Genomic DNA, 16,332 nt, shown 5'->3' with positions numbered 1-16,332 from the left:
GGGGATTGATGGGAATCTCTTAGAGCTTTGAACATGAACTAACTATCCTATGAGGAATTCTTCGCAAGGTAATCCTCCAGATATGCAACAACTGAAGGAAAACTTTGATCAATCTCGGATACTAAGCGATCGCTGCCCTCTAATTGATGATTACGTCCTGCCACTTCCAATCCAAAACAAATTTCGGAAAAAGCTTTAGCCCCAAGCATTCTGCTACTTCCCTTTAAGGTATGCGCCACATATTCTATTTGCGAAGCATCTTGATCTAATATAGCTTGATGCAACTTCTCTAACAGGACTGGACATTCTTCGTTTAAGAATATATGGATCATCCGTTGAGGCAAATTCAATGAAACCTTCTCGATTTCCTGAAGCGCTTGATCATCAAAGTCCGTATTCAACTCAGTGGTAGCTGGTTGGATTTCAATTCCTTTAGGAAGATTCCCCCAACGCTCAATGATTCTTTGTAAAGTATCAAAGGAGACTGGCTTACTGATATAGTCATCCATTCCTGCATCTAAGCACATTTCGCGATCGCCTTGCATCGCACTAGCGGTCATCGCGATGAGGATCGGACGGGATGGATTTGTGGATAGCTCAGTCCATTTTTCCACAATATAAGTAGCAGTTTCCAGTCCATTCAAGCGCGGCATCTGCACATCTAAGAACACAATATTAAAGGTATTACTCTTAATCGCTTCTAGAGCTTCGATCCCATCGTTGACAATTACAGGTGCATAGCCCATTTTACTGAGCATTGCCAAAACCATTTCTTGGTTGATCAAATTATCCTCAGCAACCAAAATATTCAGTGGTAGTTGAGTCGCTAGCTCAAAACTAAGGGGCTTAGCATGGCGCAACATCGTTCTCCCCTCAAAGGGAACCATAGCTTGAGGACGTTCGTTTGTAACTGAGACTGGCAAAACAAAGAAAAAGCTAGAACCTTCACCTAAAGAGCTTTCCGCCCAAATATTTCCGCCCATTATCTGCACCAGCTTTTGACAAATTACTAGTCCCAACCCTGTGCCACCGTACTGACGCGCCGTAGCGATCGAGGCTTGGGTAAAGGGTTGAAATAGCTTTTGTAACTGTTCTGGGGAAAGTCCAATTCCTGAGTCCTGCACTTCAAAAAGTAATCTTACTTCGTTCTCAGTCTTTGGAGAAACCGACGGGGAAAGGTCTGGAGATAAGGACACAGAGAGTCGCACTGCGCCTTTATGGGTAAATTTGACCGCATTATTTGCTAAATTCAGCAAAATTTGCCGTAATCTAATGGGATCACCAAGTATATATGTAGGTGTTTGCGGATCAATCTGGTAATCTAATCCAATTCCTTTAGATTCAGCTTGTTGATTCAGGAGCGCACAGGTATCGGCTATAATTCCATGCACATCAATTGGTAGATGCTCTAGTAAAAGTTTTTGGGATTCAAGTTTGGAGAAGTCGAGAATATCATTGATCACTGTTAACAGTATTTCGCCACTAGTTTGAATGGATTGCACAAACTTATTTTGTTCTGAATCAAGGGAAGTAGTCGCTAATAGCTCCGTCATTCCCAAGACTCCATTGATGGGGGTGCGAATTTCATGACTCATCATCGCTAAGAAATCTGACTTAACCCGCAAAGCTGCCTCCGCGATTTCTTTAGATTCTTGGAGATTGGTTTCGTATTGCTTGCGATCGGTAATGTCCCGAAACCGCCAGACAAATCCCCAAAAACGACCAGTCGGAGAAGTAACAGAACTACTAAAATACTCGTAGGTGAGTGCATTAATGACCATCTCACCATGGGTAACTTGATCTGGTTCGTCGTAGGTTTCTTCCAAGATTTGGGTAATTGCTTGGGGGGAGTTAGCCGATTGCAGTAGTGGTAAAAGCGGTAAATTTTGGTGATTGACCTTGGAGGTAATCGCCTTGATATCACATATTTCACATATTTTTTGATTATATGCGACTAGTCGCCCCTGTTCATCGACCGCAATAATTGCCTCTAGGCTAGCTTCAAGTTGTGCGTGGATCAGGGCATTGGCTCGTTCCAGCCGATCGTGTTGCTCTTTAATGCGTAACATGGAACTTACCCTTGCTCGGAACTCCAAAGAGTTTAAGGGCTTACTGATGAAGTCATCGGCTCCCGCATTCATACACCTTGCTAGGTCTTCCTTAGAGTTCAGAGCAGTAACCATAATGATTGGCACAGTCTGCCATTCAGGTAAAGCTTTAATGCGTTGGCAAACCTCAATGCCATCCATAACTGGCATCATCACATCTAGCAAAATTAGATCGGGCTGAAATGTGTCGAGATAGGCGATCGCATCTTGACCACTAGCAGCATAATGCAACTGGTAATCTTGATCGCCCAAGATAGTCTCAATCACATCAAAATTATCAGCTTCGTCATCAATGATTAAAACAGATGCTAGATTCATTGCCTATCTTCTTAATTCGCTAAAAGTTGATGGATAGTAGCCGCCAGTTGCTTTAGCTTAACAGGTTTCGCGAGATATTCATTCGCTCCTGCGGCTAGGCAACGCTCTCGATCATCTGTCATTGCCAAAGCCGTTAACGCAATAATCGGAATATTAACTAAGCTGGGAATCTGGCGAATCTGTTGCATAGCTTCTAACCCGTCCATGACTGGCATTTGGATATCCATCAAAATTAAATCAGGTTTTGCCGATAATGTTATAGAAATTGCCTCTTCTCCATTTTTGGCTAACACAATGCGATAACCTTTGGCGATGAGGTAACTAGAAATTGTCATGATATTGGCTTCGTTGTCTTCAGCGATCAAGATCAGGGGGACTTGAGATTTGCCCACGTTGGGGGAATCCAGATTGCCGATCTCGGTTGTTGGATTGCTGGAAATCGTGTCAGAGGAGTATGTAGTATTAGAACTACAGGGTAACTCAATGGAAAAACAACTGCCTACCCCTAGTTCGCTAGTTATTCCCACCTTACCACCATGTAGTTCTACCATCTGTTTCACTAGGGCAAGCCCCAAACCTGTACCTGCATATTGACGATTCAAGGCACTGTCGATCTGCACAAAAGGCTTAAATAGTTTCTGGATATTTTCTGCGGCAATACCAATACCCGTGTCAATTACTGCGATGCGGACATATTCCCTAACCTCCTCGTTAGTTTGATCTGGAGAAGTAGAAATCAACTGGAGATGGTTAACTTCTAGGGTAATATTTCCTCCCTCTGGCGTGAATTTGACGGCATTGTTGAGAAGATTAATTAATACCTGTCGGATGCGCCGTTCATCCACTAGCAAATCTGGCAAATTTAGCGGCAATTTGGTGAAGATCTGGATGCGTTTTTGCATCGCCAGTTGCTTGATAAACGCCAGACTGGACTGACAGAGATGATTAATTGAAGTAGGGGTACATTCCAGTTCGATTTGCCCAGATACAATTTTGGAAACATCCAAGATGTCATTAATCAGTTCTAATAAATGAGTTGCACTTGCCTCGATGGTTTGTAATGCTTTGAGTTGGCGATCGCTAATTTTACCGAAGACTTGTTCTTGTAAGCCTTCAGCCATTCCCAAAATTGCATTGAGAGGAGTACGAAGTTCATGGCTCATATTTGCCAAAAACTCATCCTTAAGTCGCGTCGCACGGGCTAACTCTTGATTGGTCTGTTGCAGTTGAGCCTCAGCCTGTTTACGAGCGCTAATATCCCGCACAAAAAAGACCACTTCATCATGACCGCAAGGAGAAACGCGCACTTCTTCGTAAAGATATTTATCTTCAACCTGAATCTGCTGTTCATAAATTTGGACAGTCTGGGTGGCGAGGGCTTGTTGTAGCGCTGCATATTTGCGTTCTGCATAAATTCCCGAAGTGGGCAAGGGAAAAGCGTCATAAATACTTTTGCCGATAATTTGCTGGGGATCAACGAGATTTTTACCTTGAGGCGACACCATAAAATCTACATATTTACCCGCACGATTAACTCGAAATACGAGGTCTGGCAATGCTAAAAGAGTAGCACGAGTGCGTTCTTCACTACGTTGGAGAGCTTCTTGCATGGCATAGCGATCGCTAATATCCATGGCAATGCCCAACAATCGGGTTACTTTTCCTGCCGAATTCCAGATCGGCTCAGTTTTAACAAAAATATAACCAATGGAGCCATCCGCACAGACTATTTCGGCATCAATGGTAAAGGCTTGCCGATCATTAATGGCGCGTTCATGTAGTAGTTTTAAACGGGCTTGCTCATGGGGGGCAAAAAATTGAAAAAACTGCTCAAATGTTGGTGCGGGGCTATGGGGATCAAGGGCAAGAATGTTGAAAATCTCCTCTGACCAAGTAACTTTTTTGGTGATGACATCTAGCTCCCAACTACCAAGGTGGGCAATTTGTTGGGCTTCTTGCAAGCGGGCTTCACTGAGTCTCAAAGCCTGAGTGCGCTGTTGTACACGATCTTCCAGTTCTTGATTTAAATTTTCTAGGGCTTGGGTAGCTTGTTCGCGCTCGATCGCAATTTTGACGATATTTGCCGCAAGGGCTATCGCCTCTAGCTCTTGCGGTTGTGGACTATGGATATCTTGATGATAAACAGCAAAAGTGGCTAGGACAGACCCATCGCTCGCGATCGCAGGAAATGACCAGCAAGATCTCAATCCATGGGCTAAAGCTAATTCCTTATAATCTTGCCAAAGTGGATCGTTGGCTAGATCAGAAACAATTATAGGCTCTTTGCGAAAGGCGGCTGTACCACAGGAGCCAGCATTCTCTCCAATTGATAAGCCTTCGAGCGCTTGATTGTAAGCATCGGGTAAATTAGGCGCTGCACCATGATGGAGTTTCCCTTCGCGATCGCATAGCAAAATCGAACAAAGTCCCCCTTCAATTTGATCTTCCGTGGCCCGTACCAAAACCTCCAGAATATCTGGCAAAGCCTCTCCCTTGGCAATGCGCTCCAAGATCGAGTTTTGCATCTCCACTCGCAATTCAGCTTGTTTGCGATCGCTAATATCGAGAGTTGTCCCTGTCATGCGAAGTGGTTTGCCCTCGCCATCCCATTCCACTACCTTACCCCGTGATAACACCCAAACCCATGCCCCAGATTTGTGGAGTTTTCGGAGTTCGCATTCATAAACTAAAGCTTTTTGTTGAAAGTGACTTTCCATCGCTAGTTTCGCTTTCTGCGAATCTTCGGGATGGTTCAATTGCCACCAATTTTTAGTCCCAAATTGGGCTAATTCATCAAGGGTATAACCAAAAATCTCGGCTAATCGCTCATTAATAATTACATCATCAGTCTGAATAGCCCAATCCCACAGACCGATACCCGAACCATCAACCGCTAGTTGTAGCCGTTCTTTAACGAGATCTAGTTCCAGTTGCGATCGTTGACGCTCCACCCGAATTTCAGCATCACGCACTTCTCTCCGTACCGCTTCAGACAGTCGAGTTAGACTTGCTTTCATCAAGTAATCATGAGCGCCTGCTTTCATCAGTTCGACCGCAGCAGTCTCACCAATTGTGCCAGAGACCACGATAAAAGGGAGGTTTGGGTATCTACTTTTAACAATTTGGAGCGCATCAGAAGCATTAAATTTGGGTAAATGATAATCAGAAATAATCACATCCCAAGTCTGTTTTTCCAAAGCTGCACACAAAGCTTCAGCCGTTTCCACCCGTTCCCAGATAATGTTCAATCCAGAACGACGTAGTTCTCGCTGTACTAAAAATGCATCATCTTCTGAATCTTCAATATTTAGTACTTTTAGGGTTAGAGGGTTGTTAATCATCGCTTATCCACTTTAGGTAATACTTCGTTAATTACTGCCCAATAAAGCCCCAACTGGCGCACCGCCTCCGTGAATTTTTCGATTTCCACGGGCTTCCGCACATAGCTATTCGCTCCCAAATTATAGCTATCAATGATATCGCGCTCTTCACTAGAGGATGTGAGTACAACGACAGGTAGCATATGCGTGCGTTCATTAGCACGAATCTGTCGTAAGACTTCCAATCCATCCACTTTGGGCAGCTTTAAGTCTAAAAGAACGACACTGGGTAACGGATTGGCATTCAATACCATTGTCAAGGCTTCTTCACCATTGTGGGCGACAAGAATCTCATTGGCAATGTTGCCACGACGCAAGGCTCGAATTGTCAATCTCTCATCATCAGGGTTATCTTCAACTAGTATGATGGGGCGTAGAGAAGTCATGGGTTAAGTTCCTATATTGCTCGAATCGATAATTGTTCGATTAATTGCTCAATGATTTAGGCAAGATATCAGGCACTGTAAAGTAAATGGTTGCACCTTTCTCTACGGCTCCTTCAGCCCAAATGCGCCCACCATGACGATGGATTGATCGCTGCACGGTGGCTAGCCCAATCCCAGTTCCTGCAAATTCATTGGTGTTGTGGAGACGTTGAAAAACCCCAAAAAGCATGTCAGCATAGCTCATATCAAACCCTGCTCCATCATCGCGTACAAAATAGGTAAACTGATTATCTTGATGTTTTTCTGGTGGAATCACGCCAAATTCAATCCGCGCCTTGCTATGGTGGCTGGTAAATTTCCAAGCATTTTGGATTAAGTTGCTGATCACGACCCGCATGAGGACAATATCGGCGGTGACGCAAACATCAGGGGCGATCGCTATTTCAACCTGCCTTTCTGTGTCTATGGATTGCAGTTCATCTAATTGCTCTTGCACTAACATGCTGAGGTTGACTTTGCTATATTGCATCTCAGAGCGAGATATGCGGGATAAACGGAGTAGGTCATCAATTAACATCCCCATCCGAGCAACATTACGACGAATGCGATCGAAATAATCCTTGCCATCGGCATCAAATTTGTCGCCATAGTCTTCTAGTAGGGCTTTGCTAAAGCCATCGATCGCCCGTAATGGCGATCGCAAATCGTGGGAAACCGAGTAGGCAAAAGCTTCTAGTTCGCGGTTAGAGGCGGCTAATTGTGCGGTGGTGTGCATTAGCTTCACTTCGGCACATTTACGATCGGTGATATCAATGTTCATGCCAATCATGCGCATGGGTTCCCCCTGAGCATTACGCTTTACTAGTGAATAGGCTTTGATATAGTGAAGCGAGCCATCGGAATGCACCACCCGAAATTCGGAGTCAAAGTCTTTTTCTCCTGCAAAGGATTGTTGAATTGCGGCTTCGACAATTGGTTGATCATCTGGATGGATTCTACTTATCCAAGTGTCATAGACACTGGTGATCTGCTCGCGCACGAGGTCATACATTTCATACATGCGGTCATTACAGATCAAGATATTGTCAGGAACATTCCAATCCCAGATAGCAATCTCTCCAGATTCGACGGCTAAAGTCAGGCGATCGGAGAGATTTTGCAATTCGGCTTCCGCTTGTTTGCGATCAGTAATATCCAGAACTGTACCGATCAGTTGCGTTAATTGCCCTGTAGCATCCACAATTGGTTCTCCCCTTGAGAGTAAGTAACCTAATGAACCATCACAGCGATAGAATCGAATTTCAAGGTCATAGGATTGGGCTGTGGCAATAGCTGTTTGGATTACTTGCTGATGATTGTCTTGATCATCAGGATGGATCTGCTCTTGGAGTGCATCAAAACTCGGAGTTCCCATAGCAGGATCACGACCAAAGATGTGAAATACCTCATCCGACCAAACAATCTGTTCAGTATATGGATCAAACTCCCAACTCCCCAATTTGCCAATGCGCTGAGCAGTTTTTAGGTGAACATCACTCTTCTGTAACTGTTCTTCAGATCGCTTGCGATCGCTGATATCAATATGACAACCAATCATTCGCAGAGGTCGATCATTTTCATCCCATGTAATCACTTGCCCTGAGCAAATCACCCAAACCGTAGAGCCATCTTTGTGCCGATATCTGACTTCATTACAAAATGGAAATTCACCGTGGGTTTGGATATGACGATCAAAAGCATCTAGAACTATGGATAAATCTTCATCAAAGATCAAGTGTTGCCATGTTTCAGGAGAATTGGGTAACTCATCATCTTCATAGCCAAACATTTTTTTGAATTTGGGACTGAGGTATTCTTCGTTAGTTTGCAGATTCCAATCCCAATAACCTGCCAACAGCGTATCAAAAATGTTTTCTAATAGCTTTAACTCTTGGCGAATTTGCTCAGTAAGTAATCTTTCGGCTTCTGCTTGTTTGCGATCGCTAATATCTGTATGCGTTCCCAACATTCTCAAAGGATTGCCCTGCTCATCCCAAGATACAATGCGCCCAAGAGAGAGAATCCATTTCCATTCCCCAGTTTGGGTATATTGGCGAAATTCTACTTTATATTCTGGCAAAATCCCCGCCACGTAGTCTTGATAAACCTTAGCAACTTGTTCGCGATCGTCAGGATGCAAACGTTCTAGCCATTTAGCATTAGTTTCCTGAAAAGTCATCGGGTTATAGCCTAGCATCGTGGCATATTCGAGACTAGTGATCGCTTCTCCTGTCTGTAAGTTGAGATCATAAAGCCCTTGATTGGCTGCTCGAAGCGCTAGACGCAAACGCTCCTCACTCTCGTATAGCTGCTGCTCGTCTTGGGCGCGTTGTTGAGCATTGGCAATGGTTTGCGCCATGACTTGCAGTAATCTGATTATTTCCTCGTCCCAAATTACGACATCGCTGAAAGAGGCAAATCCCATTGTTCCTGTGACAACGGATTTTTGAATTATGGGAACCGATAGAGCTGATACAATGTTGAACCGTTGCCAACTTGCTTGGTCGATCGCCGCCTCAATGGGAGCCTCGGCAACTCTAGGCATATTTACAATTTCTCGATGTAGTAATTTGGCATTAGCCCAAGGGAATGCTGTTAAAGGAATATTTTGTACTAGTGTGATTTGTCGAGGGTATTGGGGCTTAGCCCATTCATGGGTCATGCTTACAGTGCCATCTGGGAGCAGAGCGTCAACCTGATCGTTGAGACAAAATTTAATCAAATAGCTAGTATCGGAGTGAGTTGCTTCTCCAATCAGTTTCAGGGTGCGATCAATCTCAGCATCTAGCATCTCTGGGCTAATATCCACAAATCGACTGCTGATTTCCGCAATTAGTTGATTAAAGTCTCGCTGCAATTTCAAAGCTTGTTCTGTGGCCTTGCGATCGCTAATATCTGTAATCGTACCGATATAACCAATAATTTTGCCAGACTCATCACTTTCAGCCACAGCCTGACCGTAAACCCAAGTGATTTCCCCTGCTTTATTTTGAAACCGATACTCTAGTTGGAAGGGACGATTTGCTTGAAGGGCTTTATTCCACTCTACCGTCACAAGTTCGCGATCGCTTGGATGAAGCCCATTAGTCCAACCAAATCCCTCCGCCTCTGTTGAGGTCAGCCCTGCAAGCTGACACCAGCGATCGTTCACATAGCGACAGTTACCAAGATCGTCAGTACGATAAATTCCTACAGGCACAGATGCTGCCAGCGAGATAAACCTTTGTTCACTTGCCAATCTCAGGTCATTTGCGGTAAAGCTATTGGTATAGGTAGACATGATATTGTGTAATCCAAAAAATACACGCAAAAGTCAGTAATTATTTCTCATTTTACCCCTTGTCCTATCATTCACATGAAAAAGTCGAGAATTATTGGAATTATTTTTATGTTAAGTTTGGTCTTCTTTCTGAGCATCTAACTGTCGTCGTAGATTTTTGTAGTTATAGCTATAGACATCAATGTTAAGACAAAGCCAAAACCCAAAAGAGAGTTGCGGCGCGAAGCGCCGCAACTCTCTTTTGGGTTTTATGTCCTGACTTGGCTGGCTATAGCTATAACTGGCGACATCTATAACAGCTTGAGAATAGTTGTGGTGAGTTCCTTCAATTTCATAGGTTTACGTAGGTATTCATTTGCTCCTGCTTCTAAGCAGCGATCGCGATCGCCTGACATCGCTAATGCGGTGACCGCAATAATTGGAATTTCGGCTAGGTTAGGATCAAGGCGAATTTGTTTGATCGCCTCTAGTCCATCCATCACTGGCATTTGAATATCCATCAAGATCACGTCAGGATGGTACACTTTGGCAAGGGCGATCGCCTCCTGTCCATTGGTTGCGTGCTTAATGCGATATCCTTTGGCGATTAGATAGCTGGAAACGGTCATGACGTTGGCTTCGTTATCTTCGGCGATCAAGACTAAAGGCTCTGTCTTCTGTTTAGTCTGACTGAATTCGATGCTTGAGGTCGTCAGAGTTTCCATCGCCACAGGTACAGAAGTAGTTTCAAGGCAGGGAATATCAACCGTAAAGCAACTGCCCACACCCACTTCACTGGTTAAGCCTACTTTGCCACCATGGAGTTCGACAATCCGTTTTACCAGAGATAGCCCCAAGCCAGTACCCTGATACTGACGATTGAGGGCGCTATCAATTTGGATGAAGGGTTGAAATAGCTTTTGAATATTCTCTGGAGCAATACCAATACCTGTATCGATCACCGCAATGCGTAGATAGTTACCTGCCCAAGAATTGTCTAGCGTATTTATAGAAAGATCTGTCCCAGAGAGAGAAGATGAAGATGCTTCTTGTGATCGATAACTCACCTCTAGGGTGATACATCCGCCTTCTGGAGTAAATTTGACAGCATTCGTGAGTAGGTTGATCAAGACTTGGCGAATGCGTCGTTCATCCACAATTAAATTGGGTAGATTGGGTTGTAGTTTTGTCTCTAGCTGGATCTGCTTTTTGAGTGCTTGCTGTCTGATGAAAACAAGGCTGGATTGGCAGAGAGTTTCTATAGATATTAGAGAATATTCTAGTTCGATCTGCCCTGAGGCAATTTTGGCGATATCAAGAATGTCATTGATCAATGAAAGTAGGTGAGAGCCGCTACGTTCGATGGTTTGGAGAGCCTTGATTTGTGGCTCATTAACCTCGCCAAATACACTCTCTTGCATTCCCTCAGCCATTCCCAAAATCGCATTGAGGGGAGTGCGGAGTTCATGGCTCATGTTCGCCAGAAATTCATCTTTGAGTCGAGTCGCACGAGCTAGTTCGGCATTGGTATTAGCAAGTTGTTCATTGGTGGCGATCAGGCTACTTTCTGTCTGTTTCAAATCTTCTGTACGTTGATTTACTCTATCTTCAAGTTCTTTATTGAGTTGAAAGAGCGCAATTTCAACTTGCTTGCGATCGCTAATATTTTGCAGTTGGGCGATCAGATACATGGGTTGATTATTGATATTGCGAACTAGGGAAACGCTCAGGGAGATCCAGACGATATATCCATCTTTATGCCACAGGCGCTTCTCCAGATGAAAAGAACTGATCTCCCCTCTTAATAAACTTTGGACAGCTTCCGAGTCTGATTGCATGTCATCTGCACAGGTGATTTCTTGGTAAGTCAAAGATAATAATTCTGATTCCGAATAGCCCAAGATCTCACATAGAGCTTTATTAACCTTGAGGAATCTTCCATCTAGAGCATTCAACGCCATACCGATCGCAGCAGTCTCGAAGGCGCTGCGGAAGCGGATTTCGGATTCGCGCAGGGCGGCTTCGGTTCTTTTGCGATCGCTCATATCCCAAAGCACCATCACCGCTCCATCAATTTCTCCTGAGGGCAAATAGATCGGGGATGCACTATCCCCCACTGATCTTCTGATGCCTTGGCGATCGATCATAGCCGTAGAGTCATTGAGGAAGGATACTTGCCCAGATCTCAGGACTTGGGGAATTGGATTGATAACTTCCTCGCCACTATTTTCATCGATCAGACAGCAAACATCTGTTACTGATCTCCCTAAAGCCTCACCAACCTGCCATCCTGTCAAATGTTCGGCGGCAGTATTCATATAGGTAACTTCCGCAATCCGATCTGTCGCAATAACCGCATCATTGGTTGATTTGAGAATCATTGACAGTTGTGCTTCGCGCAAGGCAAGCTGTCTTTCCATCTGATGTTTGTATGAGGCAGTCTCGATCGCCACTCGTAAGTCTCTCTCATCAAAGGGCTTGACGAGATAGCCATAGGGTTCAGATTTTCTGGCTCGCTCTAGGGTTGCATCATCGGTATGGGCGGTAATATAAATGACTGGAAGGTGATATTCCTGACGTAGGATCGTGGCAATCTCAATGCCATCTTTTACAGATCCTCTCAAAATTATATCCATTAGCACGATGTCAGGTCGATCTTCAGATATGCTAGCAAGTGTTTCTTCATCAGAGGTCGCAAGATCAGTAACAGCATATCCAATCAGGGTTAACTCTTCGGAAATGACTCTTCCCGTAATCACCTCGTCTTCAACGACTAAAATTTTAATTGGTAGCATTGATGATAATTCTCTCTTTTTTAAATTTTTATAAATATTTTTATATTTTTATATTGAAATACATAGAAGCCCCCATATCTTCAGGGCATGTTTGAGAAGTTTTTAAACCTCACAGGCTAAGAGTAAGGCATTGCACAAGTGCATGATGGTTCTGGTAGATTTCACCCCCCGTGGCTTCCCAGATTGCTAAGGGGTAGGCACGGGGGCGCTACTCCTACAATTTCAATCTTATGGATATGTACAATGCTAAGAGCAAGATAGTTATGTTTAACAATTTTATAACTATTAATAAATGTTTACTAAATATTTTTGATTTCTATGATTTTAGCGATGTCAAGGTTTGATTTTAAAAGAAATTTTGAATGCCATTCCACCACGATGTTCTAGTGAAATTTGTCCTTTTAATTGCTTGGTAGCAAGGGAATAAACAAGCTGTAATCCGAGGCTTTTGGCATGTTTGAGATTAATCGCTTCGGTCATACCAATACCGTTATCTCGAACGATCAGCATGTAGGTATCAGCAGCATCTTGATGAAACTCTATTGTAATCTGACCAGAACGACCTTCAGGGAAAGCATACTTTAATGCATTGGAGACTAGCTCATTGATAATTAAGCCACAGTACATGGCAATGTCAAGGTCAACCTTAACGGTCTCCGCTTCGATATTTAAAGAGATGGATGTAGATGAGGATGCATAGGAACCTTCCAAACTGAGAGACAGACTACGGATATAACCAATAAAATCAATATTTTCTAAATCCTGCGATCGATAGAGCTTTTCATGGAGCAGAGCCATCGATAAGATGCGATCGCGACAGCTTTGGATAATTGCTTGCGCGTCCGCATCTTCCACTTGCCGAAATTGTAGGTACAACAACCCTGAGATAATCTGCAAATTATTCTTTACGCGATGGTGAATCTCTTTGATCAGTACAACTTCTCGATCGTAGGCAGCTTTTAACTGCGCTTCCGATTGTTTTCGACTAGTCACATCTCTCGCAATTTTCGATGCATAGGAGATTTTCCCAGATTTATCCCGTACTGGCGAAATAGTGACGGAAATATCGATCAGTTGACCATCTTTCCTGCGACGGACAGTATCAAAAGATTCGACCCGCTCACCTTGGGCGATTTTGGCTAGAATTTGGGTTTCCTCCTCTGTTCTGTCCAATGGAATCAACATCGATATGGGCTGTCCGATCGCCTCCTGTGCAGAATATCCAAAAATCTTTTCCGCCCCAGAATTCCAACTAATAATAATTCCTTCTAAGGTCTTACTAATAATGGCATCCTCGGAAGACTCCACAATAGCCGCCAACTGTTCACGGGCAATTTCTAGGGTTTTACGCTCAGTAATATCGTTCCGAATTGCCATATATTGATAGGGTTTGCCCTTCTCATTTAAGAAGGGGACGATGGTCGTGTCTACCCAATAGAAAGAACCATCTTTAGCCCGATTTTTGATCTCAGCACGCCAATTTTGTCCATTAGTGATCGTTTGCCACATATCAACAAAAAACTGGTGGGAATGATAACCAGAATTGAGGATGCGGTGATTCTGACCAATTAGATCGTCACGACTATATTTCGATATCTCACAAAACTTTTCATTGACAAAAATAATCTTGCCTTGAGTATCGGTAATCGCCACAATTGCGGTTTGATTCAGCGCATAGACAACTCTCTCTAGCCAAACCTGTTTGCTACTTGGCTGATCAAGCTGATCAATATTCGGGATTTGATGGTTAATCAGCAGAGCCGATTCATCATTACCATTAATTTCCAGATTAGGTGGTTCCATCTGTTTCGCCCCTCGCATTTAAAAGCTCTTGAATCATCGTCTCCAATTGCCTCAGTTTCATCGGCTTACTTAGGTATTTATTAGCCCCTGCATCCAGACAGCGATCGCGATCGCCTGACATCGCTAATGCAGTCATTGCAATAATTGGGATATCAACCAAGTTAGGATCAAGACGAATTTGTTGAGTTGCCTCGATTCCATCCATGACAGGCATTTGGATATCCATCAAAATTAGATCTGGTTGATTGGACTTCGCTAGGGCGATCGCTTCTTGTCCATTTTTTGCTAAGATCAGATGATAACCTTTAGCATTCAGATAGCTGGAAATCGTCATGATATTGGCTTCGTTGTCTTCTGCAATCAGGATTAAGTGGGGAATGTCTTGCTCAGGTTGATGAGATTCGCTGATTAGTTTCGTCGGAATTTGCGACACTGCCAAAGCTCCTTCAGTATCATCAGCAAAAGGAAGATAAACAGTGAAGCAACTACCCACACCGACTTCGCTAGTTAAATTCACTTTACCGCCATGTATTTCCACAAGGTTTTTCACCAGAGCCAGCCCCAATCCTGTACCTTGATATTGCCGATTAAGAGTACTATCAATTTGAATGAATGGTTGAAACAATTTATTGATACCTTCAGGAGAAATTCCAATGCCTGTATCGATTACAGCAATTTGGATGTATTTTTTTATCCCCATTCCTATATCTGTAGGGCGCATAGTTGGGAAGACTTGCTGCTCTCGACTAACTTCTATCGTGATTTTACCGCCTTCGGGAGTAAATTTAACGGCATTACTGAGCAGGTTGATCAAGACTTGACGAATGCGCCGTTCATCGACTAATAGTTCGGGTAGATGCGGTTGCAGTTTAATCTCTAGTTGGATACGTTTTGTTAAAGCCTGCTGTTTGATAAAGGCAAGACATGATTGACAGAGTGGGGCTATAGATGTCGGCGTAAGGTCGAGCTTAATCTGCCCTGATTCAATTTTGGCAACATCGAGAATGTCATTAATCAGTTCTAGTAAATGGGAGCCACTCCGCTCGATCATCTGGATGGCTTTAATTTGCGACTGATTAATCTCGCCAAACACTTTTTCTTGAAGTCCTTCAGCCATTCCTAAGATGGCATTCAGAGGGGTACGAAGTTCATGGCTCATGTTGGCAAGAAATTCATCTTTGAGGCGGGTAGCTCGGTCAAGTTCTGCGTTGGTGAGTGCTAGTTGTTGATTGCGGTCGGTCAGCAGTTGCTGAGCTTGTTGGCGATCACGTAGTTCTTGCTGCAACTGCTCGAATAGACTCGCTTGTTTAATCGCGATCGCTAGTTGGTTGGCGATTTGCTGCACAAATGTAATCTCGGACTCTTGCCACTGGCGCGGAGTAGAACATTGATGGATACAGAGCAATCCCCACAAATATGTTCCTTCCAAGAGGGGGAAAACTAAATTTGCCCGAACTTGGAATCGCTTTAAAATATCTCGATGACATTCTGTTAGTTCAGCTTTGTCGATGTCTTCAACTACTTGAATCCGACCTTGTTGATAGGAGGCAGCATATTGCCCACCAAAACAGTGGACGCTAATTTTAGCCGCGATCGTAGAGTCAAATCCTTCTACTACAGCTTCAGACACAAACTCGCCATCGCTGAAATTAGAATCTGGATCGAATTTAAAGATGCCAATGCGATCGGCATGAATGGACTGCCGAATCTCTCGAACGGAAACCTCAAAAATAGTTGACAAATCGAGGAATTGTCTAATTCTTTGGGTAATCTCTCCCAGCAGAATCAATCGATCATACTGTTGCCTCAGTGCAATTTCCGCTTGTTTTTGGGCAAGACAGGCTGCTTCTGCTACCTTCTTAGCTTTCAGGATTTCATCTTCAAACTGAATCCGCTGCCGAATGGGAATAAAAATGCAATTGTTGACAAAACTTTCTCCTTGTTGACGACGTACTGCATTGATCAGCATGGGAATATCATTACCCTGTTTCGTTCTTAAGGAGAAATAGATTTCCCCAAGTTTGTCATGCAGTTTTAGCAGTGGAAAAAAATGCGTCTGATAAAAAATGCGACTGGCGATCGGTAAAATTGCATCAATAGTTTTTCCTGATAGATGATCGGGAGGATATTCTAATAGTTCTGATAATGTAAAATTAACCGCCACAATTAAGCCATCGTCGGTAAACGAGAGATAACCACAGGGCGCAAAGTTGAGTAGCTCGTCGATCTGTTGGCTCATGCAGA

The 16,332-nt window shown here is 43.6% G+C and carries 7 protein-coding genes; all 7 read right to left on the bottom strand.

The genetic code is table 11. The features are described 5' to 3' along the window. Positions 1-47: 47 nt before the first annotated feature. Positions 48-2,426 (bottom strand): response regulator, encoded by a 2,379-nt coding sequence (locus tag B9G53_RS09205; protein WP_094531423.1) that lies wholly within the window; start codon positions 2,424-2,426, stop codon positions 48-50. An 11-nt stretch (positions 2,427-2,437) separates the two neighbouring features. Beyond that, entirely contained in the window at positions 2,438-5,767 is a 3,330-nt protein-coding gene (locus B9G53_RS09200) for a response regulator (RefSeq protein WP_094531421.1), read from the bottom strand. Further along, positions 5,764-6,192 carry a response regulator gene (locus B9G53_RS09195; protein WP_094531419.1) on the bottom strand — a complete coding sequence of 143 codons (429 nt, stop codon included), beginning with the start codon at positions 6,190-6,192 and terminating at the stop codon, positions 5,764-5,766. The genes B9G53_RS09200 and B9G53_RS09195 overlap by 4 nt, the downstream gene beginning before the upstream one ends. Before the next feature lie 40 nt (positions 6,193-6,232). After that, positions 6,233-9,511 carry a PAS domain-containing protein gene (locus tag B9G53_RS09190; protein ID WP_094531417.1) on the bottom strand — a complete coding sequence of 1,093 codons (3,279 nt, stop codon included), beginning with the start codon at positions 9,509-9,511 and terminating at the stop codon, positions 6,233-6,235. Between the two features lie 290 nt (positions 9,512-9,801). Next, complete coding sequence (locus tag B9G53_RS09180; RefSeq protein ID WP_094531413.1) at positions 9,802-12,285, bottom strand: response regulator; 2,484 nt, start codon at positions 12,283-12,285, stop codon at positions 9,802-9,804. Positions 12,286-12,618: 333 nt separating this feature from the next. Continuing rightward, on the bottom strand, positions 12,619-14,088 hold the full coding sequence (locus tag B9G53_RS09175) for a sensor histidine kinase (protein ID WP_217901543.1): 1,470 nt from the start codon (positions 14,086-14,088) through the stop codon (positions 12,619-12,621). Next, positions 14,075-16,327, bottom strand: coding sequence for an ATP-binding protein (locus B9G53_RS09170; RefSeq protein ID WP_094531408.1), 2,253 nt, complete (start codon positions 16,325-16,327; stop codon positions 14,075-14,077). Before B9G53_RS09170 ends, B9G53_RS09175 begins: the two co-directional genes overlap by 14 nt. Positions 16,328-16,332 lie beyond the last annotated feature (5 nt).

Origin of the sequence: Pseudanabaena sp. SR411 (assembly GCF_002251945.1) — a bacterium.
Taxonomy (GTDB): domain Bacteria; phylum Cyanobacteriota; class Cyanobacteriia; order Pseudanabaenales; family Pseudanabaenaceae; genus Pseudanabaena.
Note: the sequence above shows the minus strand (reverse complement) of the source record. Positions and strands in the feature narration are given on the sequence as shown.